The sequence below is a fragment of the Agarivorans sp. D1326 genome (genome assembly GCF_056958115.1).
Genome location: NZ_JBTWEN010000014.1, coordinates 21,790 through 47,057 on the forward strand (window position 1 = coordinate 21,790; position 25,268 = coordinate 47,057).

The 25,268-nt window shown below is 44.9% G+C and carries 22 protein-coding genes; 15 read left to right on the top strand and 7 right to left on the bottom strand.

All coding sequences use genetic code 11. The features are described from left to right. Positions 1-466 precede the first annotated feature (466 nt). The 3 genes from ACYFDN_RS19950 (at position 467) to ACYFDN_RS19960 (ending at position 3,882) form a co-directional block, all read left to right on the top strand. Positions 467-2,266: a DUF294 nucleotidyltransferase-like domain-containing protein gene (locus ACYFDN_RS19950; protein ID WP_152785681.1), complete on the top strand. Its 1,800-nt coding sequence runs from the start codon at positions 467-469 to the stop codon at positions 2,264-2,266. Between the two features lie 8 nt (positions 2,267-2,274). Further along, on the top strand, positions 2,275-2,907 hold the full coding sequence (locus tag ACYFDN_RS19955; protein WP_016402053.1) for a 3'-5' exonuclease: 633 nt from the start codon (positions 2,275-2,277) through the stop codon (positions 2,905-2,907). A gap of 162 nt (positions 2,908-3,069) precedes the next feature. Further along, on the top strand, positions 3,070-3,882 hold the full coding sequence (locus tag ACYFDN_RS19960) for a family 16 glycosylhydrolase (protein WP_016402054.1): 813 nt from the start codon (positions 3,070-3,072) through the stop codon (positions 3,880-3,882). Between the two features lie 63 nt (positions 3,883-3,945). On the opposite strand, the gene ACYFDN_RS19965 is transcribed toward ACYFDN_RS19960, so the two are convergent. Then, a complete protein-coding gene (locus ACYFDN_RS19965) occupies positions 3,946-4,455 on the bottom strand; it encodes a hypothetical protein (protein WP_483512447.1) in 510 nt (169 codons plus the stop codon). 373 nt (positions 4,456-4,828) lie between these two features. Here ACYFDN_RS19965 and acs point away from each other — a divergent pair, with 373 nt between their 5' ends. Both acs and ACYFDN_RS19975 read left to right on the top strand, forming a co-directional pair. Continuing rightward, positions 4,829-6,781 (top strand): acetate--CoA ligase, encoded by a 1,953-nt coding sequence (gene acs / locus ACYFDN_RS19970; RefSeq protein WP_483512448.1) that lies wholly within the window; start codon positions 4,829-4,831, stop codon positions 6,779-6,781. A 201-nt stretch (positions 6,782-6,982) separates the two neighbouring features. Next, on the top strand, positions 6,983-7,345 hold the full coding sequence (locus ACYFDN_RS19975) for a rhodanese-like domain-containing protein (protein WP_472589938.1): 363 nt from the start codon (positions 6,983-6,985) through the stop codon (positions 7,343-7,345). 67 nt (positions 7,346-7,412) lie between these two features. Here the strand turns inward: ACYFDN_RS19975 and ACYFDN_RS19980 are convergent, their stop codons facing one another. Continuing rightward, entirely contained in the window at positions 7,413-10,592 is a 3,180-nt protein-coding gene (locus tag ACYFDN_RS19980; RefSeq protein WP_483512449.1) for an efflux RND transporter permease subunit, read from the bottom strand. A 23-nt stretch (positions 10,593-10,615) separates the two neighbouring features. Then, complete coding sequence (locus tag ACYFDN_RS19985; protein WP_483512450.1) at positions 10,616-11,839, bottom strand: efflux RND transporter periplasmic adaptor subunit; 1,224 nt, start codon at positions 11,837-11,839, stop codon at positions 10,616-10,618. A 182-nt stretch (positions 11,840-12,021) separates the two neighbouring features. Here ACYFDN_RS19985 and ACYFDN_RS19990 point away from each other — a divergent pair, with 182 nt between their 5' ends. Then, positions 12,022-12,672: a TetR/AcrR family transcriptional regulator gene (locus ACYFDN_RS19990; protein WP_152785693.1), complete on the top strand. Its 651-nt coding sequence runs from the start codon at positions 12,022-12,024 to the stop codon at positions 12,670-12,672. A 25-nt stretch (positions 12,673-12,697) separates the two neighbouring features. On the opposite strand, the gene ACYFDN_RS19995 is transcribed toward ACYFDN_RS19990, so the two are convergent. Next, the gene (locus ACYFDN_RS19995; protein ID WP_483512451.1) at positions 12,698-13,540 is read right to left on the bottom strand and encodes a helix-turn-helix domain-containing protein; all 843 of its coding nucleotides are present in this window, start codon (positions 13,538-13,540) and stop codon (positions 12,698-12,700) included. 142 nt (positions 13,541-13,682) lie between these two features. Between ACYFDN_RS19995 and ACYFDN_RS20000 the strand changes: the two genes are divergently transcribed. The 4 genes from ACYFDN_RS20000 (at position 13,683) to accC (ending at position 17,500) form a co-directional block, all read left to right on the top strand. Continuing rightward, positions 13,683-15,068, top strand: coding sequence for an MATE family efflux transporter (locus tag ACYFDN_RS20000; protein WP_483512452.1), 1,386 nt, complete (start codon positions 13,683-13,685; stop codon positions 15,066-15,068). A 143-nt stretch (positions 15,069-15,211) separates the two neighbouring features. After that, complete coding sequence (gene aroQ, locus ACYFDN_RS20005; RefSeq protein ID WP_483512453.1) at positions 15,212-15,658, top strand: type II 3-dehydroquinate dehydratase; 447 nt, start codon at positions 15,212-15,214, stop codon at positions 15,656-15,658. 36 nt (positions 15,659-15,694) lie between these two features. Then, complete coding sequence (gene accB, locus ACYFDN_RS20010) at positions 15,695-16,147, top strand: acetyl-CoA carboxylase biotin carboxyl carrier protein (protein ID WP_016402065.1); 453 nt, start codon at positions 15,695-15,697, stop codon at positions 16,145-16,147. A 12-nt stretch (positions 16,148-16,159) separates the two neighbouring features. Further along, the gene (gene accC, locus ACYFDN_RS20015) at positions 16,160-17,500 is read left to right on the top strand and encodes an acetyl-CoA carboxylase biotin carboxylase subunit (RefSeq protein WP_016402066.1); all 1,341 of its coding nucleotides are present in this window, start codon (positions 16,160-16,162) and stop codon (positions 17,498-17,500) included. Between the two features lie 207 nt (positions 17,501-17,707). Here the strand turns inward: accC and ACYFDN_RS20020 are convergent, their stop codons facing one another. Then, positions 17,708-18,736 carry an MBL fold metallo-hydrolase gene (locus tag ACYFDN_RS20020; protein WP_483512454.1) on the bottom strand — a complete coding sequence of 343 codons (1,029 nt, stop codon included), beginning with the start codon at positions 18,734-18,736 and terminating at the stop codon, positions 17,708-17,710. A 291-nt stretch (positions 18,737-19,027) separates the two neighbouring features. Between ACYFDN_RS20020 and ACYFDN_RS20025 the strand changes: the two genes are divergently transcribed. The 5 genes from ACYFDN_RS20025 (at position 19,028) to fis (ending at position 22,459) form a co-directional block, all read left to right on the top strand. Continuing rightward, complete coding sequence (locus tag ACYFDN_RS20025; RefSeq protein ID WP_016402068.1) at positions 19,028-19,423, top strand: hypothetical protein; 396 nt, start codon at positions 19,028-19,030, stop codon at positions 19,421-19,423. 107 nt (positions 19,424-19,530) lie between these two features. Then, the gene (locus tag ACYFDN_RS20030) at positions 19,531-19,911 is read left to right on the top strand and encodes a hypothetical protein (RefSeq protein WP_338623629.1); all 381 of its coding nucleotides are present in this window, start codon (positions 19,531-19,533) and stop codon (positions 19,909-19,911) included. Positions 19,912-20,125: 214 nt separating this feature from the next. Further along, the gene (gene prmA, locus ACYFDN_RS20035; RefSeq protein WP_472589933.1) at positions 20,126-21,004 is read left to right on the top strand and encodes a 50S ribosomal protein L11 methyltransferase; all 879 of its coding nucleotides are present in this window, start codon (positions 20,126-20,128) and stop codon (positions 21,002-21,004) included. A 163-nt stretch (positions 21,005-21,167) separates the two neighbouring features. Next, entirely contained in the window at positions 21,168-22,124 is a 957-nt protein-coding gene (dusB, locus tag ACYFDN_RS20040) for a tRNA dihydrouridine synthase DusB (RefSeq protein ID WP_016402071.1), read from the top strand. A gap of 35 nt (positions 22,125-22,159) precedes the next feature. Continuing rightward, positions 22,160-22,459, top strand: coding sequence for a DNA-binding transcriptional regulator Fis (gene fis / locus ACYFDN_RS20045; RefSeq protein WP_016402072.1), 300 nt, complete (start codon positions 22,160-22,162; stop codon positions 22,457-22,459). Between the two features lie 133 nt (positions 22,460-22,592). Here fis and ACYFDN_RS20050 read toward each other — a convergent pair whose 3' ends face one another. Together ACYFDN_RS20050 and ACYFDN_RS20055 are read right to left on the bottom strand one after the other, a co-directional pair. Next, on the bottom strand, positions 22,593-23,654 hold the full coding sequence (locus ACYFDN_RS20050) for a hypothetical protein (protein WP_483512455.1): 1,062 nt from the start codon (positions 23,652-23,654) through the stop codon (positions 22,593-22,595). A gap of 2 nt (positions 23,655-23,656) precedes the next feature. Beyond that, complete coding sequence (locus ACYFDN_RS20055) at positions 23,657-24,967, bottom strand: MBOAT family O-acyltransferase (protein ID WP_483512457.1); 1,311 nt, start codon at positions 24,965-24,967, stop codon at positions 23,657-23,659. Between the last annotated feature and the right edge of the window lie 301 nt (positions 24,968-25,268).

Sequence of the window (25,268 nt, forward strand, 5' to 3'; positions counted from 1 at the left end):
CATTGATTTACTGCTCATTTTATCTGCAGCTCGTTCACTTAGCTTACGCTAGCAAAAAAGATTGTCGATAACTGTGATTAATACAAAGAGTTATCAAACTATTACTAGGGTCTGTAGATCTTTGCTGATGGTTTTTGCAGCAGTTTATTAGCCATTTAGGCAAGGCAGTGAGTGAGCAGTTAAGTGGGCTTAATAATCACTCGCTAACGCTGAGTAAATGGCTAAGAAATGCTGCCCGAAGGGTTCGGGTAAGCGAACTTTACTCTTTGNTTCGAACAAAATTTCAACACCAAAGATCAACAGCCCCTAGGAAAGCAGGGAATTTAGACTTAACAAAAACAGTAATGTCTGGCTGCCAAAATCCGCTTAAGGCCCCGTTTAGACTAAAGTCGTCTAGGTTCGCTAAGCAAAAAATATCATGCTAAATGCCGATAAATACCTGAGTTAAACACGACTAGGTGAGGCAATGAGTACCGACTTTAATTTTCAGCACCCGCCCTTTGATCAGCTTGAGCCCAAGCAGCGTGAACTGGTGTCTAGCAATCTAGACATTCACTACTTTCAAAGCCAGCAAAAAATAGTTACAGCGGGCGCACAAGCCTCCAGTTTGTTCATTATTATTAAAGGCCAAGTTGAAGAGCGCGCCGACAATAATGATGAGGTATTTGCCCACTACACGCTAGAAGACTGGTTTGATGTGCGCTCGCAATTTGGCGGCTATGCAAAACATGACTACATCGCCCTAGAAGAAACCCTTTGTTACGCCCTGCCTAGCCAAATCTTCCGCCGCTTAGTGAGTGAAAACAGCGATTTTGGTGACTATTTTCAGCGTGACTTAGCCACCCGTCACCAACTGGTAGAGTCTCGCGAAGGCAATAAGAACTTGGCGGAATTCATCCTCACCACCATTGATGAACGCAACGTACAACCCGCAGTGGTCATTGAAGGAGAGACCTCGCTGCAGCAAGCCACCCTAATTATGCGCGAGCAAAAGCTGGAATCATTACTGGTCAATCACGACGGCTGCTTTGGCATGCTAACTGGTACCGATTTACTCCATGCCGCAGTACTGGTGCAGCAATCTCTCGATACTCCGGTTTGCCAGCTAGCCAACTTCAACTTAATCAGTGTGAATAAAGGCGATTTTTTGTTTAACGCCATGCTGTTAATGACGCGCAACAGCATCGAGCGGGTGGTGGTAAAAGACCAGCAAAAGATCATTGGCATACTGGAGATGGCGCATCTGCTTAGCTTGTTCTCGACCCACTCTCACGTATTAGCTTTACGCATTGCTCGCGCCTCAAGTATTGAAGAACTCAGCGAAGCGGCTCACACCCTCAATAAACTGGTAGAAAACCTCTGCAATAACGGCATTCGCACCTTATTTATTATGAAGTTGCTAGCCACCATGAATGAGCAAATTATTAGCCGAGTGTTTGAACTGAGCATCCCTCACCAACATCACAACCACATATGTTTAATGGTGATGGGCAGTGAAGGTCGTGGCGAGCAAATCGTTAAAACCGACCAAGATAACGGCTTAGTCATCGAAGATGGTTACGATTGGCCAGAGCGACAACAGCAACTAAATCAGTTTAGCGAATACCTACTAGAGCTGGGTTACCCACCTTGCCCCGGCAACATAATGGTGAACAACCCAGAATGGGTGCAGCAACAAAGCCAATGGAGTAAAACCATTGCCAATTGGATAGAAACCGGCCATGGCGATGCCATGATGAACCTAGCCATAGTATTAGATGCCCACGCCATTGCGGGCAATAAAAGCCTACTACGTAGATTACGCAAAGATCTAATGGCGCAAATGGCTAATCGCAGCGTTACCTTGGCGTTTTTTGCCCAGCCAGCCTTAAAGTTTCATACCCCACTCACCATGTTTGGCAATATTAAATCCAAACAAGCAGGCTTAGATATCAAGAAAGGCGGGATTTTTCCTATTGTGCATGGGGTGCGCGCCCTAGCCTTAGAACATGCAATTAGCGCGACCAATACCTTAGAGCGCATAGAACAGCTCGCCTCATTAAAAGTGATAGACGAAGACAGTGCAGCTAACCTTAAAGAAGCACTATTACTGTTTTTTAAACTGCGTATTCAACAGCTGTTCCCCGCTGAAGAGGGCCAAGACTATCACGTACTTAAGCTAGACAAGCTCAATCACAGTCAGCGAGATTTATTACGCCATGGCTTACACGTAGTGAAAAAGTTTAAGCAGCTATTAGCGCTACACTTTAATATTCGCGATTACTAGGCGGTTAAATGTTGCAGCGTTTGCTTTACCAACGAAAATATAAAGACAGCGAATTCGCCACGTTGTTTGCCCCTTATCGTGGTAAAGAATACGTAGCATTAGATTTAGAAACCACCAGTTTAGACACCAAACTGGCCGACATCGTTTCGATGGGTGCGGTCATCATCAGTGAAAATCGTATCTTGGCCAGCCAGTGTTTTGATATAAAAATTCGCGCTACCGATAAACTTGCTGGCGACTCGATTAAAGTGCACCGCCTGCGCCACAGTGATTTAGCCCAAGCCTGCAGCATCGAAGAGGCTTTGCCGAAACTGCTGCAGTTTATTGGCGCTCGGCCAATCGTGGGTTACAACATTGGCTACGACCAACGAATTTTAAATCGCCATTGCAAACAACGTTATGGTTTTAAATTGGTGAATCCACTCATCGACGTAGGTCGAATGTTTGCCGACAAAGTACATGTAGACCACGTGGGTATAAGCCCCAACCAAGACTTAGTGCATATTTGTCAAAGTTTAGGTATTCCGCTATCTGGTCGCCATCAAGCGATTGACGACGCGATAACTGCAGCGATGATCTATTTGCGTTTACAGCTGGGCCCAAGGCCAACCAGTGCGCTGCCGCAAGCCATATCAGCTTAACCACCCTGTTGATAAAATAAACGCTAGTATGAATGAGATTTCATCGTTCAATTAAGCTATAAGCGCTTAATCACAGCTCTGTGACTTGCCGAGAAAAGCCGCTAGTTCCAAGCATATTTTAAGGCTACATTAGCCCTAATGTTCTCCAGTTTGGAAGGTTAAATGAAAAAACTCGCCCTATTAGTTTTACTTGCTAGTTCAGTCTCTTACTCCGCTTTTGCAGAGCAGCCAAACCAAGATACCTTGGCTCAAACCGGTGCGCTAAACAGCAGTAAAACGCCGCTATTTGGCGCCGAAGTTTACAGCAACGACAAAGTGCTTTATGGCAAATTTGTGGTTCGCATGAAGTTGGTGTCAGAGCCCGGAGTGGTTTCGTCTTTTTTCACTTACGACAACGAATCTTGGCAAGGCAATGGCATTCCGTGGAGCGAAATAGACTTCGAAGCCATTGGTAAAACGCCTCATCAGCTGCAAACCAACCTCATCACTGGCCAAGCCAATAAACGCAAACACAGCGAAAAGAAACACAAAGTTCCACAGCTAGAAGAGTTTGTTGAATACGCCATTACCTGGACACCAAACGAGATTATTTGGGATGTAGATGGCGAAACAATCCGCCACGACACCGCCGAAAATTCAAAGCAAGTAATCGCCATGCGCGACATTCCACAAAGCTACCGCATGAATATTTGGATTTCGGAAGCCATTGGCTGGGTAGGTCGCTTTAAAGCCAGTAGCTTGCCACTTCACCAAGTTGTAGATTGGATTGAGTATCACGAATACCAAGATAACGGAGAGTTTGCCTTAACTTGGCGTGACGATTTTGACAACTTTGACCAAAAGCGCTGGGGCAAAGGCGATTGGGGCTTTGAATCAAACTTAGTCACCTTCTCACCGAACAATGCCAACATTGTTAACGGTAAGCTAGTTCTTAGCCTAAGCGCCGAAGGCATGGATTTAGACTACAGCGAGTAACTCAATCAAGAATCCCAGCCAACTAGCTGGGATTCTTTAAAAACTAGTTAACCTGAGCTCAGCTTAGTTATATTGAGTTTCATTGGTTCTATCGAACACCTCACCTTGAGTGTTATCAACAGTGAGTTTAATTCTGCCGGTATTGTAGCGGGTAATCATAACCTTTGAGTTGGTCTTCAAAGCCACTTCATCGGCTTGAGTTATTTCCATCACCTCACCTGAGTTAGACTCCACCAAGTACTGAAAAGCCTCTATCTCTTTATTATTATTGGCTTCAATTGCCGCGCCCACTAAACCAATTACCGCTAATGCCGCTCCCGCATCACGTGCGTTTTCACTACGCCCTGCACCAGCCATAAGACCGCCAGCAGTCGCTACAGCGAGTCCAGTTTGTAGGCCTTGTTTATCTACATCAGAGGGTTTTACTCTTACCTGCTTAACGCTAAGAACCACTGCTCGTGTCACCTGAACCGCACTTTCATCAGAGTTATGTACATCTGGATCATAACGATCGGCCATACTTGAACACGCGCTAGTAACAATAACCATGGCAATGACGAGAAGTTTTTTCATAGTGTTTCCCATTTGAGCTTGTTAAAAAACCCAAATGTACCCGCACTTGAACAAGCTATTAAACGAAGGCCTTTAAGCGAAACTAACAGCTAAAGTTATCTCCCTTAGCTGAAAAAACCACCAAAGCAAAATAACGTTAATTGGGAAGTGTTGCTTTAGCTCGCAAATTAATCCAACACAGGCCGTGAGCCGCCTCTCAGTTTCATCGCGCAACATAAAAAATCACTTTGATTAATAAAGCATTTTACTATTCTTCACAAATAATTAACCAAAAGTCTAATTGTCGACAACCTGTGTCAGTGCGAGTCTAGATTAAAATCCGAGACGTCAATGACGATATCCCGCCTCACATCGAGGAAGCAAGGAGAGGAAGATGAGTGAACAAAAGCTGTACCCCGTTAAAGCTAACATTGCAGACAACTGCTTACTAAACGATCAGCAATATCTAGATATGTATCAAGAATCTATCACCCAGCCTGATCAGTTTTGGGGGAAGCACGGTAGCGAGTTACTCGATTGGATCCAGCCTTTTACTAAAGTAAAAAACACCTCATACGACCCTGGTCATGTGAGCATCAAATGGTTTGAAGATGGCCTGCTAAACGTAAGTGCCAACTGTATTGACCGTCATCTGCAAGAGCGCGGTGACGAGGTAGCAATTATTTGGGAAGGCGACAACCCAGAAGAAGACAGCAAACTCACTTACAACGAACTGTACCAACAAGTTTGTAAGTTATCTAACGCGCTTAAACAGCAAGGCGTTAAAAAAGGTGAAGTGGTGTGTTTGTACATGCCAATGGTGCCAGAAGCGGCTGTGGCCATGTTGGCTTGTACCCGTATTGGCGCCGTGCACTCGATTGTATTTGGCGGCTTCTCTCCGGAAGCACTAGCGGGCCGCATTATTGATTCAAATTCTAAATACGTGATTACTGCCGACGAAGGTGTTCGCGGCGGGCGTGGCGTACCACTTAAAGCCAACGTAGACCAAGCCTTAGAAAATCCAGACTGTGAATTTGTTAAAAGTGTTGTGGTACTAAAACGTACTGGCGGTGAAGTAAACTGGAATGCCAACCGCGATGTATGGTGGCACGACATTACCGAAAACCAAGCCACCGATTGCCCACCAGAACCAATGAATGCCGAAGACCCGCTGTTCATCCTTTATACCTCTGGCTCTACCGGCAAACCTAAAGGCGTATTACATACCACGGGCGGTTACCTGCTTTACGCCACAATGACCTTTAAGTATGTATTCGATTATCACCCAGGCGACATATACTGGTGTACCGCCGATGTCGGTTGGATTACTGGCCACAGTTACTTGGTATACGGGCCATTAGCCAATGGTGCGACCACCATCTTGTTTGAAGGTGTGCCTAACTACCCGACCTCAGCACGTATGAGCGAAGTATGTGACAAACACCAAGTGACCATTTTATACACTGCTCCAACCGCTATTCGCGCCCTAATGGCGCAAGGTGATGCCGCCGTGCAAGGTACCAGCCGCAGTAGCCTGCGGATTATGGGCTCGGTAGGTGAACCGATTAACCCGGAAGCGTGGGAATGGTATTACCGCACCATTGGTGACGAGCGTTGTCCAATTGTAGACACTTGGTGGCAAACCGAAACCGGAGGTATTTTAATTACTCCACTACCAGGAGCAACCGCACTTAAACCTGGTTCGGCAACTCGCCCATTCTTTGGCGTGCAACCAGCCTTAGTAGATAACGAAGGTAATGAGCTAGAAGGCGCTGCCGAAGGTAACCTGATTATTAAAGACAGCTGGCCAGGACAAATGCGCACCGTTTATGGTGACCATGAGCGTTTTGAGCAAACCTACTTTTCAACCTTCCCTGGCACCTACACCACCGGAGACGGTGCTCGCCGCGATGAAGACGGCTACTTCTGGATTACTGGTCGCGTAGATGACGTACTCAATGTAAGTGGCCACCGCATGGGTACCGCCGAAATTGAAAGCGCACTGGTTGCCCACCCTAAAATTTCAGAGGCTGCCGTGGTAGGTGTTCCTCATGAAATTAAAGGCCAAGGCATATACGCTTACATCACCCTTAATGCCGGTGAAGAGGCTAGCGCCGAGCTACATAAGGAAGTGAAAGCCTGGGTACGTAAAGAGATTGGCCCAATTGCCACGCCGGACATTTTACACTGGGCAGAGGCTTTACCTAAAACCCGTTCAGGCAAAATTATGCGCCGTATTTTACGTAAGATTGCCACCAACGAGACCGACTCTTTAGGTGATACCTCGACCCTAGCGGATCCATCTGTGGTTGATAAGCTGATAGAAGAAAAATCGAATGCAGCTTAACTGCTAAAACCAAAAAGCCGCTTTAGTTAGCGGCTTTTTTCTGTCCAAAAATAATGCAACTTGGTACCAATCTGTATCCAAAAGTTAACAGCAAGCATAAAAAATCGTTTAACCAGATCAAGAATTTCGTCATCGTTTACCGATACACTATTAAGCAATTTCACATCACCACGCTGGCTTCTGAACAAGGATGAGAAGAAGATGATTAATGTATTTAAAAGCCTAGTGCTTTGCGGTTTTATAGGTCTATTGTCACAAGCTCACGCTTCAGAGCGCTCCGACCTTGCTTGGCAAAGTGTAGAGCAGCAACACGCAATACTCATTGATGTTCGCAGCGAAGGAGAGTTTAGCCAAGGGCACTTGAGTAACGCACATAACATCCCGCACACCGTGATTGCCCAGCAGATCACCGCCATCACCAAAGATAAAAGCCAGCCTATCGTGGTTTATTGTCGTTCGGGTAATCGTTCTGGTTACGCCTTACAAGTATTACAAGCTATGGGTTACCAGCAGGTGGTAAACGGTGGTGGCTTAAAAGAAATGCTCGCCTCAAAGAGTCATTGAACACCCCATACAAAAACGCCGCTACATAATCTGTAACGGCGCTTTAGAGTAATTGCCACTGTCTGTGTTACTTAGCAGCCAATATATCAGCGTCTAGCGCCAGCGGCTCGGCTTGCTCACTGGTTTTAGGATTACGTTTTGCAAGCAAGTAGTAAAATAGTGGGGTAAGTAGCAATCCAAAAATGGTAACCCCAATCATGCCAGAGAATACCGCCACTCCCATAGCTTGACGCATCTCTGCCCCTTCACCAGTAGAAAACACCATTGGCACAACCCCCATAATAAAGGCGATAGAGGTCATTAGAATTGGCCGTAAACGTAAGCGTGATGCCTCTAGTACTGCTTCCATCACCGTGCGACCTTGGTCTTGTAACTCCTTAGCAAACTCGACAATTAAAATGGCGTTCTTGGTAGCCAAGCCTACCAAAACAATCAAACCAATTTGAGTGAAGATGTTGTTGTCTCCACCCCAAAGCAATACCCCACTAATGGCCGATAACAAGGTCATAGGAATGATTAAAATAATCGCCATTGGCAAACGCAAGCTCTCGTACTGAGCAGCTAACACCATGAATACCAAAATAATCACCAAGGGATAAATCAGCATTGCAGTATTACCCGACAGCTTTTGTTGATAGGTAAGCTCGGTCCATTCAAAGGTCATGCCGATGGGCAAAGTTTCCGCCAAAATCTGCTCGATGGCAGCCTGCGCTTCACCCGAGCTATAACCCGGCGCTGGCCCACCATTGATCTCGGCAGTAGTATAGCCGTTGTAGTGCATCACTCGGTCTGGGCCCGCCACATAAGAGACATCAACAAAGGAGCCTAAGGGGATCATTGCACCATCGGCATTTCTCACCTTTAGCTGGCTAATTTGTTCTGGCGATTGCCTAAAGGACTCATCAGCTTGAATGTTCACCTGATAAGTTCTGCCAAACTTATTAAAGTCATTCACATAGGTTGAACCCATGTAAGCTTGCAAGGTAGAAAAGACTTCATCTATGGCCACCCCTTGTTGCATGGCTTTGGTTCTATCCAAATCCAAATCAAGCTGCGGCACATTTACTTGGTAACTAGAGAAAATGCCAGTAAGTGCCGGTGTTGCCCAAGCTTTTTGCATCACTTGCATGGTGACATTGGCCAACTCTTCATAACCAAGGTTTGCGCGGTCTTGGATCTGCAATCTAAAGCCACCAATAGTGCCTAAACCCTGCACCGGTGGTGGTGGGAAAATCGCAATAAAGGCTTCTTGAATACCAGCAAACTGTTGGTTAAGCGCCCCAGCGATGGCATTGGCCGAAAGACTTGGGTCTTGGCGTTGGTCAAAATCGGCCAAAGGTGTAAACAAAATCGCGCTGTTTGGGCTGTTGGTGAAGCCGTTAATGCTTAAGCCAGGAAACGCCACCGCGTGTTCAACCCCAGGTTGTGCCAAGGCAATCTCAGACATTTTTTTCACTACCGCTTCGGTGCGCTCTAAAGAGGCAGCATCAGGCAACTGAGCAAACGCCACTAAGTACTGTTTATCTTGCCCTGGCACATAACCAGTAGGAGTGGAGTCAAATTGATAAGCGGTAAGTCCTAATAAACCCACATAAATAATGCCAACCAAGGCCGACAAGCGAATAGTCTTTTTGATGATGCCGCCATATACGTTGGCACCTTTGTTAAATAAGCGGTTAAACGGCGCAAATATAAACCTGCCAAACAAGCTGTCCATAATGCGAGTTAAACGGTCTTTCGGTTCGTCGTGACCTTTTAGCAGCAAGGCAGACAAAGCAGGACTCAAGGTTAATGAGTTAATCGCTGAAATAAAGGTAGAGATAGTAATGGTTAAGGCAAACTGCTTGTAAAACTGTCCGGTTAAGCCAGACATAAAAGCAGTAGGAATAAACACTGCCGCCAATACTAAGGTAGTTGCCACAATTGGCCCCGTCACCTCTTTCATGGCGCGCTGGGTAGCCGCTACCGGGCTTAAACCTTCAGCAATATTTCGCTCTACGTTCTCCACCACCACAATGGCATCATCCACCACAATACCAATGGCTAATACCAAACCAAATAACGACAAGGCATTGAGCGAGAAGCCCATAAGATGCATAAAGGCAAAGGTACCTACTAAAGAAACCGGTACTGCCACTAATGGAATAATAGAAGCGCGCCAGGTTTGTAGGAACAGCACCACCACTAATACCACCAGTAGTATCGCTTCAAACAAGGTTTTAACTACCGCTTCAATAGAGCCACGCACAAACACGGTTGGGTCGTAAACGGTGTCGTAGTTTAGGCCTTCCGGAAAGCTTTGCGCTAACTCGGCCATACGCGCACGTACATCTTCAGAGATCTGGATAGCGTTCGAGCCAGATGCTTGAAACACACCAATGGCAATTGCATCCTTGTTGTCGAGTAACGAGCGCAAGGCATAACTGCTAGCACCCAACTCAACCCGAGCAACATCTCGCAAGCGGCTAACTTCGCCTTGCTCGCCTACTTTAATGATGATGTTCTCAAACTCTTCGGTGGTACTTAAACGCCCCTTCACATTGATCAAAATCTGAAAATCAGACTCACCGCTAGGCTGTGCGCCCAAACTACCGGCAGCGGCTTGCTGGTTTTGCTCTCTAATCGAAGCGATAATTTGATTGGGGTTTAAACCTAGAGCTGCCACTTTGTTAGGGTCTAGCCAAATTCTTAAGCTGTAATCACCCGCACCAAACAAACGCACAGCACCCACACCTTCAATTCGGGCTAGCTCGTCTTTAACGTTAAGCGCCGCATAGTTGGACAGGTACAATAAGTCGTAGCGATCTTCTGGTGAACTAAGGTGAACCACCATAGTAAGGTCTGGTGATGACTTTTCGGTCACAATACCTAAGCGCTGCACTTCTAAGGGCAAACGCGGTGTGGCGCGATCAACCCGGCTTTGCACCTGTGTTTGAGCTTGGTCGATATCGGTGCCAATGGCAAAAGTAACGGTCAGCGTCATGCGGCCATCAGAGGTGGCCTGAGAAGACATATACAACATATCTTCAACACCGTTAATTTCTTGCTCAAGCGGTGAAGCCACGGTTTCAGCAATCACTTTAGGATTTGCCCCAGGGTAATTGGCGGTAACCACTACTGTTGGTGGCACCACTTCTGGGTATTCGGTTATGGGTAATTGCCATACGGCAATGGCACCGCCAATAAACATCAGCAGCGATATAACGGCCGCAAAAATCGGCCGTTTAATAAAAAACTGAGAAAACATGGGCGAATCTATCCTTGTTGAACTTACAACTTAGCGTTAAGGCTTAATTGCTGATGTTGTTGGTCAAGTAACTGTTGAGACTCACGCAAGGCAGAAACAACTTCTTCACTAGCCATCGCGGTGGCAATTGGTGTTACCTGCATTTGCGGCCGTACCCGCTGAATACCGTTAACTACAATGCGTTCAGAACCCGATAAACCTTGGGAAACAATCCGCAAGCCATTGATCCGCTCACCCAACACCACCGGGCGATATTGCACTTGGTTGTTTTCGTCTAATACCAATACAAACTTGTTGTTTAGGTCGGTACCGACTGCTTTGTCATCAATTAATACCGCTTGATAAGAGCTACTTCCTGCAATTTGTAAACGAGCAAACATACCTGGCAGTAATTCCCCACTAGGATTACCAAAGCTGGCACGTAAACGGATAGTACCGGTGCCGCTGGCTACAGCATTATCGATAAAGTCTATCTGGCCCAAGTGCTTAAATATTTGCTCATCAGCCAAAGCCATTTGCACCACCGCTACAGTTTCTTGCTCGCCTTGCAGCGGCAATACGTTGCTTAACTCTTGATATTTCAAAAAGCTTTGCTCATCTACGTCAAAGTAGGCATGCATATGCTGGGTAGACACAATACGAGTAAGCTGGCTAGCGCCAAGGTTTACATAGTTACCTTCGGTGATAAGCGCGTTAGACACTCGGCCGCTAATAGGAGCGCGCACCTCGGTAAAGTCTAAATCCAAGCGAGCTCGCGATAAGGCAGCAGTAATTGATGCCACTGCCGCTGCGCCCTGCTCTCGCGCCGAAAAGCGATTATCCAAAATTTCATCAGAAATGGCGTTTTGCTTGTTCAAGGCTTGGGCCCGCTTGTACCCTTTTCGCGCCAGTTCTAAGCTACTTTTAGCACTTTGTAGTTCTGCTTCTAGGCGAGCCACTTCGGCAGCAAAAATGCGGCTGTCGATTTTAAACAGCACTTCACCTTTTTCTACCAAGCTACCTTCGTTAAATAGCACTTGTTCGATGTAGCCCGATACTCGCGGCACCACCATCACGGTTTGTGGTGCTTGCAGGCGACCGGTATACACATCTGTTTCGGTAATGCGTTCAAGCAATACTTCGGCTACATCTACACTTGGTGGTGGAGGAGCTTGATTGGTCGCAGCTTCCGGTTTTCCGCAAGCCACTAGGAAAATGCTTAAAGCACTTACTGCGATGAGTTTTGTTAGATCAAAAACTGATGCCATCTTCGTTCCCTCAAGTGATGATAAATTGATATGTGAATGATATTTTGTTTTGTACTGTCTGGTATATTAATCACGAAGTATGATCGAGATCAAGATCTTTTTGTACCAAGTGGTATTTAAATATCTAGACAGGTCTGAGTGGCTTAGCTATGATCAGTTTAATGATAAATTGAGGTAGAAAAATGTCCCCCAAGTGCTGTTCTCACATTGGTCGTCCGCGCAGCTTTGACGCAAACCAAGCGCTGGAAAAAGCCTTAGAAGTGTTTTGGCAAAAAGGCTACGAAGGGGCATCGTTAAATGATTTAACCCAAGCCATGGGCATTAATAAACCCAGTATGTATGCGGCTTTTGGCAATAAAGAACAGTTGTTTTTGCAGGCTATAGAGCTTTACGAATCTCGTCCTCAAGCCTATTTCTATCCCGCCCTTGAGCAAGATACCATTTACGACGTAGTGGATTACATGTTGAAAGGTGCAGTGGCTAATTTAAGCGATCCCTCGCAACCGCAAGGCTGTGTGATAGTGCAAGGTGCTCTGTCGTGTAGTGAGTCCGCAAGCACCATTAAACAAGCGTTGCAGGAACGTCGTGCCCAAGGCAGCATTGCCTTACAGCAACGTTTCGAGCGCGCCAAAGAAGAAAAAGATCTCACCGCTGATGCCGATCCAGAAGCGCTCGCCCACTACTTGGCAACGGTGTTACAAGGTTTAAATGTTCACTCCACCAATGGCGCAACAGAAAAACAATTGCAGCAAGTCGCTTCACTCACTTTAGACACCTTTAAGCGAGTAAGCAGTGCAAAAATAGCCGCCAGCTTGCAAAGCATGAGTAAATAAAGCTTATCACCAATCCTATTGATTGTTATTGGTTGAAGCTGCGCCGATAACGTCCAGGAGAAACCCCGAAGCTTTTCTTAAAGCGATGCGCAAAGGCAAAACCATCTTGGTAACCTAATTGACTGGCGATCACGTCTATCGACCAGCGACTTTCGCGCAGCAAATAACTGCCATGCTCCAAACGTAAACGGCTTAGATACTGCTTGGGGCTGCATTTGAATTCTTGCTGAAATAAGCGATAACAGTGCGCTTCCGATACCGACAAACGTTGCGCCATCTCGGCCACTGTCCATGGATAGTGTAAAGAGGAGCGCAATTGCTGCTCTAGCTTGTGCAATGGGCTTGGCTCGGCATTTTTTAGCGGCTTAAGCAACTGCAATAAATAGCGTTTGATAAGTTGGGTTAAGGCCGATTCTACTAGAGGATCTGCCTTGGCTTTAGTTTCCTCATCCAATAACAACTTCATGCACTTATCAATATTTTGACTAGAGTTGATTTTCAATACTTTGGCGTTTTTGGGGAAGCGATACCAACTAATGTCTGAAGAAAACTGAAACCAATTATGCCGCCAAAAGTGGCTAGCCAAGCTGAGCGAGTAATTAACCCCAGCAGGCAAAATAACTAAATCGTTTGGTCCCAAGCGCTGACTAAACTCAGAAGTATGTAAACTGCCCGCTCCCGCCATAGAAAACAACAAAGTGTGTTCCTGTGGAGCTTTGCGGCTAACAAAGTACTCACCTCGCAAATACGACACCCCAGATAAGTTAATCTGCAATTTAGTTAACTCTGAAAATCGTTCGGTGGTTAAAAAGCGCTCAACACAGGCGGGGCCTATCTCGAACTTATCTTGCCAATGTTCCTCAGCCATAAATGATAGTTTTGAACATATTTTTGATAGCTTCAATTATGTGGAAAGCCCAATATATAAGATAGTATCGCGCCCATAATTATTTATCACCACTTATAACTAGATAGCTTTTATCTGATGCAAGTCACATTTTGAGGTTGTTATGTACGCATCTCCTATTACTTTGAATCGCTCATGGCTAGAGCAGTTCTGGCGCCTAGCTTGGCCAATATCTTTACAAGCAGTATTACTAAGCTTATTAGGCTTAGTAGACGTACTAATGGTTGCCACTTTAGGTGATGCCGAAGTCGCCGCAGTAGGTTATGCCGGTCGCGCATTCTTTGTGGCGATCGTAATCTTAAATGGCTTCTCGACAGCGTGCGCCATTTTAAGTGCGCAGCACTGGGGCACTAAAAACTGGACAGCGATTGGCCGCACTGTGGCTTTATCTTTTTATGCTGGACTTATTTTTACCCTGGCAACCTTAGCCTTCATGCTTTTCAGCCCTAGCACCATTATGCAATGGGGCAGCAGCGATGCGCATTTAGTTGCTATTGGCAGCGATTATATTCGCGCAACCGCCTTGATGATTCTGTTCACCTTGCCGGTGATTGTGTTTGAGTCAGCTCTGCGAGCAAGTGGCAATACCAAGCTGCCGCTGTACATTAGCGTTTTTGCTGTTATTGCCAATATCGCGCTTAACCAAGTATTGATTTTTGGTTTTGGCTCGATCCCAGCAATGGGTATTGCTGGCGCAGGTGTTGCGACAGTTATCGCACGTTTACTGCAACTCGTTGTATTGTGGGCCAGCCTTTGGTGGCAAAAACACCCATTACTAAAAGTATGTTTAATTGGTTTTTGGCAGTTTAAACAAGCTGAGCTAATCAAATACGCCAAGCTTGCTGTGCCACTAGTGATTAACTTTAGTATTTGGTCGAGCGGTGTATTTGTATTTGCCACCTTATACGGGCAGCTGGGCACCAATGCACTAGCCGCAATGAGCTTAATTAGTCCTATAGAAGGTATCGCCATCTCGTGTTTCATGGGATTCTCAGCAGCTTGCTCAATAATGGTGGGCAATAAATTGGGGGCTAACCAATTTAATCAAGCTTGGGTAGATGCACGTTTAGCCTTGTTAGTTAGCCCTATTGCCGCCATTGGTATTGGTGTTGCTATTTGGTTATTGAGCTATCCTTTATTGAACTTGTTTGGCGCTTTAGAGTCAGAAACTTTGCAACTTGCCCAACAATTAGTGTTAGTGCTGGCAGCCTCTACTTGGCTACGCATTTTTAACATGGTGCTAATTAACGGTATTTTGCGCAGCGGCGGCGACAATAGCTTTTGCTTAATGTCGGATACATTCTGCCAATGGGGTGTGGGTTTAATGCTTACTTCTATTGCCATTTTTGTGTTCGATGTAAGCTTAATCACCGCCTTCTGTATCGCGTTAAGTGAAGAAGTATTTAAAGCTATGTTGTGTTTTTGGCGCATGAACCAGAAAAAATGGCTACGTAACCTAACTACCGAGCCTCTCGCCGAAACCAACTGATTAGACCAGAAAAATGCTGCCATTTTCTGCGAAAACCCTATAATTGTCGAAAATGTCGATGACATAGCACATTTATCTTTGATAAATGTGCTAATCTTAAGAAATCGACAAGTTCTATAATTTAAGCTGGTTTTTCAACGAAAATGACTGATAAATTCTCTATTTTGTTACTCAATGGTCCAAATCTAAACTTACTGGGTAAACGTGAACCTGAAGTTTACGGTCACCAGAGTTTAGACGACATTGTTGAACAGCTACGCCAGCAAGCCAATGACATGGGCGTAAATCTGCAAGATTTCCAATCCAATGTCGAAGGCGAACTTATTAATCGCATTCATCAAGCCATGGGCGAGATCGATTTCATCATCATCAACCCTGCGGCTTTTACTCATACCAGCGTAGCGCTGCGCGACGCGCTATTGGGTGTGAACATTCCGTTTATAGAAATTCACCTATCTAACGTGCATGCACGTGAATCTTTCCGCCATCACTCTTACCTTGCCGACAAAGCAGAGGGAGTGATATGTGGTTTAGGTAGTCAAGGATATCAATTTGCTTTAACTGCAGCGCTAAACAAGCTGCAGAAATAGCTATTTAATTAACCTAATACGATAAAGAGAGCCCTTATGGATATTCGCAAGATTAAAAAATTAATCGAATTAGTTGAAGAATCTGGTGTTGCTGAACTAGAAATCACCGAAGGTGAAGAGGCAGTGCGTATCAGCCGTAACTTCAGCGGTGCAGCTCAAGCCGTATACGCTCCAGCGCCTGTTGCAGCACCGGCCCCAGTTGCAGCAGCTCCAGCCGCCGCACCTGCTGCTCCAGCTGCTAGCGAAGTAGCTTCTGGCCACCAATTATTATCGCCAATGGTAGGTACTTTCTACCGCTCTTCATCTCCAGAAGCACAACCATTTGTGCAAGAAGGCCAACAAGTTAACGTAGGTGACACCCTATGTATCATTGAAGCCATGAAGATGATGAACCAAATCGACGCCGACAAATCTGGCGTGATTAAAGCCATTTTGGTTGAAGACGGTGACGCCGTTGAGTTTGATGAACCGCTATTCATCATCGAATAAAGAGGCATTTGTATGCTAGATAAAGTAGTTATTGCTAACCGTGGTGAAATTGCCCTGCGTATTTTACGTGCATGTAAAGAGCTAGGCATTAAAACGGTAGCTGTGCACTCAACAGCCGATCGTGACCTTAAACACGTATTGTTAGCCGACGAATCAATTTGTATTGGTAAGCCTGCGGCAACTGAAAGTTACCTAGACATTCCGCGCATTATTGCTGCTGCCGAAGTTACCGATGCCGTGGCCATTCACCCGGGTTATGGTTTCTTATCTGAAAACGCTGAGTTCTCTGAAATAGTAGAGAAAAGCGGGTTTATCTTTATCGGTCCTAAAGCTGAAACCATCCGCATGATGGGTGATAAAGTTGAAGCGATTAAAGCCATGAAAAAAGCCGGTGTACCTTGTGTACCGGGTTCTGATGGCCCACTAGGCAGCGATGAAAAACAAAATGCGGCCATTGCCAAACGCATTGGTTACCCGATTATCATTAAAGCTGCTGGCGGCGGTGGTGGTCGTGGTATGCGTGTTGTTTACAGTGAAGACGAGCTACATACCTCTATCGATTTAACCCGTACCGAGGCTGGCTCATTCTTTGGTAACGACATCGTATATATGGAGAAATACCTAGAGAATCCTCGCCACGTAGAGGTTCAGGTATTATCAGACGGCCAAGGTGGCGCTATTCACCTAGGTGAACGTGACTGCTCAATGCAACGTCGCCACCAAAAAGTGGTTGAAGAAGCTCCAGCACCAGGCATTACCGAAGACATGCGTCGCAACATTGGTGAACGCTGTACTCGTGCATGTATCGAGATTAACTACCGCGGCGCAGGTACCTTTGAGTTCTTGTATGAAAATGGCGAGTTCTACTTCATTGAGATGAACACCCGTATTCAGGTTGAACACCCAGTAACTGAAATGGTTACCGGCATCGACTTAATTAAAGAGCAGTTACGCATTGCTGCTGGACAACCTTTGTCATTTAGCCAAGAGCAAGTGAAGTTAACCGGCCACGCGATTGAGTGTCGTATTAATGCTGAAGATGCGGAAACCTTTATCCCATCTCCAGGTCGCATTAACCGTTTCCACCCACCAGGTGGCATGGGTATTCGTTGGGATTCGCATGTATATGCGGGTTACTCAGTTCCGCCATACTATGACTCGATGATTGGTAAACTAATTACCTACGGCGAGAACCGTGACATTGCCATAGCGCGTATGAAGAACGCCCTTTCTGAGCTGGTGATCGACGGCATCAAAACCAACGTTCCGCTGCAAGAGAAAATCATGCAAGACGAGAACTTCCAGTTTGGTGGTGCAAATATCCACTACCTAGAGAAAAAACTCGGTATGTAATTCGCGAGCTGTTAAAACTAAAAAAGGCCTTAAGAATACTTAAGGCCTTTTTTGTATGGCGAAACTATTTAACAAGCTACTTGCAATAGGCTAGCTATTGGCGCGCAACTTCGCATTGAACTAAGCAAAACTATCTCGCCAGAAACATGAAGCTAGATTAGGTACTGACTTGCAAAGCTATCGTCACTTCCTTATCCCGAGCTCAGGTTATTTGAAAACACGCCACCATGCTTCCGTACCTTGGCTTTGCCCAACAGTAAATACCTCACCTATTTTAGGTGTCACCAGTTGTATATTAGCTTGCGCAGTTAGCTGGCTAATTCGCTCAAGCGGTTCATACCAAGAGTGAAAAGCTAAATCAAAGGTGGAGTTATGCACCGGCATCAAGGCCTTCCCTTTTAAATCTAAGTGGGCTTGCAAGGTTTGCTCTGGCGTCATATGCACTGCTGACCAATCTTTGTCATAAGCGCCGGTTTCCATCATGGTTAAATCAAAGGGGCCATAGCGCTCACCAATTTGCTTAAAACCATCGAAGTAACCAGAGTCACCGCTAAAAAATATTCGCTGCTCCGGCGCATCAATCACATAAGATGCCCAAAGCGTTTGGTTGGCGTCAAATAAGCCACGACCAGAGAAATGCTGTGTTGGCGTGGCTGTCACTGTTAAATCACCAAAATTGGCCGACTGCCACCAGCGTAAGCGTTGAATCTTTTGGCTATCCACTCCCCAATCTAGCAGGTGTTGATCAACCCCTTCAGGCACCACAAAATGCTCAACCTTATCTTTTAACAGCTTGATGCTGTGCTTGTCTAAATGGTCGTAGTGATCATGGGAAATAATTACCCCATCAATACTGTCCAACTCACTGAGCTCGAGCGGGGGTTGATGAAAACGCTTGGGGCCAATAAAGCTAAAAGGAGATGTTCGCTGCGAAAATACCGGGTCAATCAACCAGCGTTGCCCAGCCACTTGCATGTAAACACTCGAATGACCAAAGCGAATAACACTGCTTTGATCGGCAGGTAAAGCGTCAAGCTGAGAAGCGCTCAAAGGCATCACAGGAATGCCATTACTTGGCGTGGCATCTACACGCTGCTCACTCACATATCGCCACAAAATACCCCAAGCCGAGGCATTAGCTGGCATTGCTTGTGCGTTTTGGTACTTACCATTATTAACTTGGGTGGTAAAAACCGTGTTGTCAGCCGCTAAGGCTGAAGCGAATGGTGTACTCATTAATCCTCCCAAACAAAAACTAATTACCTTGTTTCGTGTGCTCAACGTGGCGCCCTCTTAAATTACACCGAGGAGTTTACTTTCAACAAACACCAAAGTAAACCCATTGGTTTACTTTATTTTGAGACGTCAAATGTAAGCAAGTTGTTACAGCAATATCTAACTGGGCGATGGCTTGAGCCTGCAGTTTCCAAAATTTGTCTTACACTTAAACCATCTTAGTTAGAGCAAAGTTATGCTTTGGGAAGTGATAATTTAGCCAACACCTAGAACAGAAATGAGTGCAATGCCATGATTATTAAACCAATCTATGAAATATTGCCGAGCCTTTACTTGGCTGCCGGCTCAAGCTCGGTAATATGGATAGACTCTACCCTAGGAGTAGCAGGTGGTGTGCTGCTATTTTGCCTTGGCTCGCTTATTTGGGTAATGCGCTCTAACTTTCGACGTTTAGACCAAGCGGATCATGCTGGTAAACGCTTCAACATTCCTGAATCTTTATACGAGTTTATGCCCTTTTTGTTTATTGGATTGGCTCTCTCCTTAGCATCTACACAGCAATCTATTGCCGCCTACGCCATTGCAGCACTGTGTTTGTACCGAGGCTGCTCCTTACTTTACATGCGTCATCGTTACCGTCGACATACTTGGCAAAAAGTGCCCAGCGCCGTAAAAACCAGCAACTAGCCTTAGTTACCAATAAACATACAAACAGACAATTTGGCTAACTCTCGTAATTGAGTCTATGCTTAATTATGTTAATGGAAGGTTGCTACATGTAACAGGGAGGGCTTATGTTGCCACGTGCCATATACGAGATTTTGCCAAGCGGATATTTATCTGCTGGTACTGGGTCAATGCTATTGCTTGAACCTTGGCTCGCTCATGTTGGTGGTGCATTGCTATTTTGTATGGGCGCGCTTATTTGGGTGCTTCGCTCAAACTACCGCCGTTACGATAAGTACAAAAAATCATTTGCCCGCAAAACCAAGGCGATTCCCGAGCCAGTTTACGAATTTATTCCCTTTCTATACCTTGCCTGCAGCGTACTGGTATTAAGCCTTATGTTTAACACACCTGCGCTAATTGTTGCAGCTTTAGCTGGATGTCGTGGTTTAGTTTTATTGTACAAGCGCGCTCAGTATCGCAATCGCGGCTTAAGCCCTGCCAATTAACCAGCAAAAATCTGTTTAAAAAAGGCTAGCTTATCCCTAGCCTTTTTTGTTTACTCAAGCCAATAAATAGCGGCCTCGGCTTATAAACAAGCTCTCCCAGTAGAGACAACAAATGCTAGTTTCGCTCCCTTCGCTTTAAGGGATTTCAATTTTTAGATGATAAGCCTTATCTAACGCAGTACACTTGCCGCCTAATCTAGAAGAGGAGCGGACAATGCCTTGGATCCAGCTAAAAATAAACGCCACTAAAGATACTGCCGACGCCATTGGAGACATTTTAATGGAAACCGGCTGCCAAGCCGTGACATTCTTAGACCGCCACGACACGCCAGTATTTGAGCCCTTGTTAGGTGAAACGCCGTTATGGGGAGATACCGATGTGCAGGGCCTATACGATGCAGCTACCGATATGTCGCCTATCCTTAACTTCTTAACCGAAGCGCTTATTCTAGAGGACGGCAACTACAAACTAGACCAACTAGAAGACAAAGACTGGGAACGCGAATGGATGAAAGACTTTCATCCGATGCAGTTTGGCGAACGCTTGTGGATTTGCCCTAGCTGGACAGACGTACCAGACCCTAGCGCGGTAAACGTAATGCTAGACCCAGGCCTAGCCTTTGGCACAGGCACTCACCCAACCACAGCACTTTGCTTAAAATGGCTAGATCAACTCGACCTTAGCAACAAAACCGTCGTGGACTTTGGCTGTGGCAGCGGCATTTTAGCCATTGCCGCGATTAAGTTAGGCGCTAAACGGGTGGTTGGGATAGACATAGACCCACAAGCAATTTTAGCTAGCCGCGACAATGCCGAACGCAATGGCGTGGCCGACAAGCTCGAACTCTACCTACCTAAAGACCAGCCTAAAGATTTCCAAGCAGACATTGTGGTGGCCAATATATTGGCTGGCCCACTTAAAGAGCTCAGCGAAATCATCCTAGCCTATTTAAAGCCGCAAGGTTCTATTGCCCTATCAGGCATTTTAGAAGAACAAAGCGACGAAGTAGTTGCCGCCTATCAAACACAGTGCAATATGGATCCGGTTGTTCTTGATCAAGAATGGTGTCGATTAAGCGGAACAAAGCGCTAAGTTCACCAATAATGTGGCACAAACCCTCTACTAAAGGGTTTGCTGCCATATTCTGTAGCTAAAAATCCAGCTTTTTTTTTGAAAAATGTTCAAAATATAGCCTTTTCAGCGTGCCTAAAAAGTCGTAAACTACGCCGCCCTGAGATTGAGAAGAACGACAGTCATGCAAATAGGCAGTTACAAGCTGGACAATCCGGTGATACTAGCGCCTATGGCTGGAATTACCGATCAACCCTTTCGTCGCTTATGTTGGCGTTTAGGTGCGGGGCTTACGGTTTCGGAGATGGTGTCCAGTAACCCACGGGTTTGGAACAGCCAAAAATCACTAAACCGTATGGTTCACCTAGATGAATGTGGCATACGCAGCGTTCAAATAGCAGGTTCAGATCCAGAATTGATGGCTCTCGCCGCCCAACATAATGTGGCAAATGGCGCGCAAATCATCGATATCAATATGGGTTGCCCCGCTAAAAAGGTAAACAAAAAGTTAGCTGGTTCGGCGCTATTACAGCAACCCGAGTTAGTTAAACAAATTCTTGATGCTGTTGTACAAGCAGTTGATGTACCTGTGACACTTAAGATTCGCACTGGGTGGTCACCAGAACATCGCAATGCTTTGCAAATTGCCAAGCTTGCAGAAGCTGCCGGTATTCAATCTTTAGCCATACATGGTCGGACGCGAGCGTGTATGTATAAAGGTTTAGCCGAGTACGACACCATCAAAGCAGTAAAACAAGAGGTTTCGATACCTATTGTGGCAAATGGTGATATCACCACACCGGAGCAAGCCAAGCATGTTTTGGATTACACCGGCGCGGACGCCATCATGATAGGTCGAGGAGCGCAAGGTAACCCTTGGCTTTTCAGAGAAATTAATCACTTTTTAAGCACCGGGCAGCATTTAGATGCACCCAAAGCCGAAGAAGTGAAGGAAGTAATGCTTCACCACTTAGACAACCTATATTCACATTATGGGGAGTACCAAGGGGTTCGTATCGCTCGCAAACATGTGGGGTGGTACTTGAAGCAATTAGCGGACACGGATGAGTTTCGTAGCCAGTTTAACCAGCTTGAATCAGCCCTGGTACAAACGTCCGCGATTGAACAGTTTTTCGAATAGTTGTGATCATTAATTAATTAAAAAGAGCGTCAAGTATGTTTGATTCAAATACCACCACAAACACACTTTCTACTATGACTAGCAGTGCAACTAGCACTGAAGTGAAAGAACGTCCATTACGCGATTCAGTTGAGCAAGCATTGCGCAACTACTTCGCACAGTTAAATGGCGAAGATGTGTCTGAATTGTACGAATTAGTACTATCTGAAGTTGAAGCTCCGTTGCTTGACGTAGTTATGCAATACACTCGCGGCAACCAAACCCGCGCTTCAATCATGTTAGGTATCAACCGCGGTACTTTACGCAAGAAATTGAAAAAATACGGCATGAACTAAACACCTGTTCATAAGGTATTGATTAAAAAGCCAAAGTGAGTGTTCTCACTTTGGCTTTTTGTTTTTTCTAGCTATTACAATGTACTAGCTTGAGCTTAAATCATTCATTTTCCTGACAGCTCACTTCCTTAAGTTAAGGTCTATTAGCACTCGAATTTAGATAATCGATTAACTGTTCTGCTGCAAATCTATATCCTTCAGATCCCCAGTGTGTGTCATTCGGCAAGTAAATATCAACAGTTCCACGTTCAACTTCGTCCTGAATCAAACTATCCAATCGAAGCATCGATAACTCAGAGTATTTACCCAATGAGGGAATAAGGCTGAAGTTTGCATATTGCTGATCAGCAAGAACCTTCGAATAAGCTGATAATTTGTCGGGTGCGATCATTAACACAAATCGAGTTTTACCATTTTTCTCAACAGCTTTCTGAATAGCTAATAAATTACAGGCCATAAGTTCAAGATCTTCAGTCTCCAAATATTGCTTGTCGAAGTCGTTTTCATGTATCAACAGCTGGTGTTGCACCTGGCTAGAAAACAGCCCCAGGCGTGTAACCTCAAGAGCAACAGTGTCACTAACGTTTAGCCCAATCGTTCGGGATAAAGCTTTTAATAGATAATGGCTAGCCTGATCTAAATCTAAGCTAAAGTGATTAACCTCTCTAGCTACAGAATAAGTTGAATAGTGGCGATTATTGTCTAGTTGAATTGTTGGTAACTCTGAGTGAGAAGTTTTCTGTGGGAACTGACAGTCTTTTTGTGAGGAACGTTTATATAAGCTTGCTTCTACACTTTGAAAAACAAATAGCTTTGGTGGTTTTTCCAGAAACAATGGGCTAGATAGCAGTCGACTGGCTCCACCCTGATTAAAGTGTAGCACTTGTGCGGTAAGCCCAGTAGCTTCAACAAAGTAGTTCACCCAGTTGTTATTAAGGTCGTCCTGTGAAAATGAATCACCTAGCACGACTACGTCACTATAGAATTGGTAGCTTTTCTTATTTTTTTGAAAAAGTGCATCGCGATAAAAATTTTGGGGCTGGTTCCATCCAAAATCATTCTCACTAAATCCGGCAGTTCGAGTTAAGTTGCCTATGGTCGGTGATTCCAAATATGCACTAGTCGCCACCAATACAATACTGAAAAAACCAATAGACAAAATTACAATACAATTAAAACGATGAAAGCTAGCCATAATCAAAACCGAAAATACAGGAACTCACTAACGTTATTCATATTAAGAATGACATGTAGTGCAAGAATTGAAATCAAAACAGCCCAAACAAAGTTAGCTCGGAATCTAACTTTATCGGCACCGGGAAGTAAACCGACAATCTGCAAGCTATTTGGTAAAACCAATACAGCAAAAGTTAACCCCAATATCCATTTAGTTACAGAAAAATGCTTTCTGAATAGGTCATTGTAAAATAAGCTCCCACTACTATCATAAAATGGGCTAAACCCTAGCATAGATTTCCATATCTGCATTGCTACCTCTAAAGACTCTGCACGAAATACTACCCATGCAAACACTACACATGTAAAAGTAATAAGCCAGCTGATACCTATACTCACCTGTCGTGGTAAATAATAATTTGCTTTAAACCTAGTTAATTGATGCCACTGATGATTAACAACCAACATCACACCGTGCATCCCCCCCCAAATAATGAATGTCCAACCAGCCCCGTGCCACAAACCTCCGAGTAACATAGTTATTAGCAAATTTTGGTATCTTCTGAAGCTTCCTAAGCGATTACCTCCCAAAGGTATATAAACATAGTCTCGTAAGAAACGAGAAAGAGTAATATGCCATCTTCGCCAAAACTCTATAATGTTTAACGATTTATATGGAGAATTAAAGTTAAATGGAAGGGATATACCAAACAGTAAAGCTACACCTATAGCTATATCTGCATAGCCAGAGAAATCAAAATACAGCTGAAATGTATAACTTAAGGCTCCATACCAAGCTTCAATAGGGGCTAATACAACTCCTTGTTCTGCTGCAGTAAATACCTGAGACACATAAACCGACAACTCATCTGCAATCAGCACCTTCTTAGCTAAGCCCAAAATAAACAAACACAATCCGGTAGCAACTTTTTTAGGGTTATATTGGTAGCAACTATCATCCAAAAACTGCGGCATCATTTCTTTGTGGTGAACAATAGGGCCTGCTATAAGCTGAGGGAAAAACGTCACGAATAAGCAGTATTGAAGAAAATTATACTCTCTTGTCTCTTCACGATAAGCATCTATAAGGTAGGCGACTTGCTGAAAAGTGAAAAAAGAAATAGCCAAAGGAAGAACAATCGATTCTAAATGAATATTGCCTGAAATAACGAGGTTGAAGTTATCTACAAAAAAATTGGCATACTTATAATAAGCCAATAAAGCTAGGTTCAAAGTTATTCCAAAAACCAGAATCAGCTTTCTATTCGAATGGCCACTTGCACGATGATTAAGCTGCACCCCTATTGCGTAATTGAACAACATAGACCCCATAATGAGTCCTAAATACGCTGGGTTCCGCCATCCGTAAAAAAATAAAGATGCCCCCACCAACCAAGAAACAGCAACCCGATGATGCCCTCGGTTTCCAATCCAAAAATACACTAAGCATACAATGGGTAAAAATAGGAAAACAAAAGCGTAAGAATTAAATAGCATTAAATTGTTGACGCCACCGACAAAGTTTTTTTTATTCTAGCTTGAGAACGCTTCAAGATCTTTACTTTACATTTTTCAGATAAATGCTGAAGAGCAATACGCTAAACATCAAAACCCATCAAAGCAAGCGCTTGAG

Bases quoted from the DNA above. Each gene is read 5' to 3' on its own strand.
- ACYFDN_RS19950 (WP_152785681.1), top strand. From the start codon at position 467: ATGAGTACCGACTTTAATTTTCAGCACCCGCCCTTTGATCAGCTTGAG.
- ACYFDN_RS19955 (WP_016402053.1), top strand. From the start codon at position 2,275: ATGTTGCAGCGTTTGCTTTACCAACGAAAATATAAAGACAGCGAATTC.
- ACYFDN_RS19960 (WP_016402054.1), top strand. From the start codon at position 3,070: ATGAAAAAACTCGCCCTATTAGTTTTACTTGCTAGTTCAGTCTCTTAC.
- ACYFDN_RS19965 (WP_483512447.1), bottom strand. From the start codon at position 4,455: ATGAAAAAACTTCTCGTCATTGCCATGGTTATTGTTACTAGCGCGTGT.
- acs (WP_483512448.1), top strand. From the start codon at position 4,829: ATGAGTGAACAAAAGCTGTACCCCGTTAAAGCTAACATTGCAGACAAC.
- ACYFDN_RS19975 (WP_472589938.1), top strand. From the start codon at position 6,983: ATGATTAATGTATTTAAAAGCCTAGTGCTTTGCGGTTTTATAGGTCTA.
- ACYFDN_RS19980 (WP_483512449.1), bottom strand. From the start codon at position 10,592: ATGTTTTCTCAGTTTTTTATTAAACGGCCGATTTTTGCGGCCGTTATA.
- ACYFDN_RS19985 (WP_483512450.1), bottom strand. From the start codon at position 11,839: ATGGCATCAGTTTTTGATCTAACAAAACTCATCGCAGTAAGTGCTTTA.
- ACYFDN_RS19990 (WP_152785693.1), top strand. From the start codon at position 12,022: ATGTCCCCCAAGTGCTGTTCTCACATTGGTCGTCCGCGCAGCTTTGAC.
- ACYFDN_RS19995 (WP_483512451.1), bottom strand. From the start codon at position 13,540: ATGGCTGAGGAACATTGGCAAGATAAGTTCGAGATAGGCCCCGCCTGT.
- ACYFDN_RS20000 (WP_483512452.1), top strand. From the start codon at position 13,683: ATGTACGCATCTCCTATTACTTTGAATCGCTCATGGCTAGAGCAGTTC.
- aroQ (WP_483512453.1), top strand. From the start codon at position 15,212: ATGACTGATAAATTCTCTATTTTGTTACTCAATGGTCCAAATCTAAAC.
- accB (WP_016402065.1), top strand. From the start codon at position 15,695: ATGGATATTCGCAAGATTAAAAAATTAATCGAATTAGTTGAAGAATCT.
- accC (WP_016402066.1), top strand. From the start codon at position 16,160: ATGCTAGATAAAGTAGTTATTGCTAACCGTGGTGAAATTGCCCTGCGT.
- ACYFDN_RS20020 (WP_483512454.1), bottom strand. From the start codon at position 18,736: ATGAGTACACCATTCGCTTCAGCCTTAGCGGCTGACAACACGGTTTTT.
- ACYFDN_RS20025 (WP_016402068.1), top strand. From the start codon at position 19,028: ATGATTATTAAACCAATCTATGAAATATTGCCGAGCCTTTACTTGGCT.
- ACYFDN_RS20030 (WP_338623629.1), top strand. From the start codon at position 19,531: ATGTTGCCACGTGCCATATACGAGATTTTGCCAAGCGGATATTTATCT.
- prmA (WP_472589933.1), top strand. From the start codon at position 20,126: ATGCCTTGGATCCAGCTAAAAATAAACGCCACTAAAGATACTGCCGAC.
- dusB (WP_016402071.1), top strand. From the start codon at position 21,168: ATGCAAATAGGCAGTTACAAGCTGGACAATCCGGTGATACTAGCGCCT.
- fis (WP_016402072.1), top strand. From the start codon at position 22,160: ATGTTTGATTCAAATACCACCACAAACACACTTTCTACTATGACTAGC.
- ACYFDN_RS20050 (WP_483512455.1), bottom strand. From the start codon at position 23,654: ATGGCTAGCTTTCATCGTTTTAATTGTATTGTAATTTTGTCTATTGGT.
- ACYFDN_RS20055 (WP_483512457.1), bottom strand. From the start codon at position 24,967: ATGGGGTCTATGTTGTTCAATTACGCAATAGGGGTGCAGCTTAATCAT.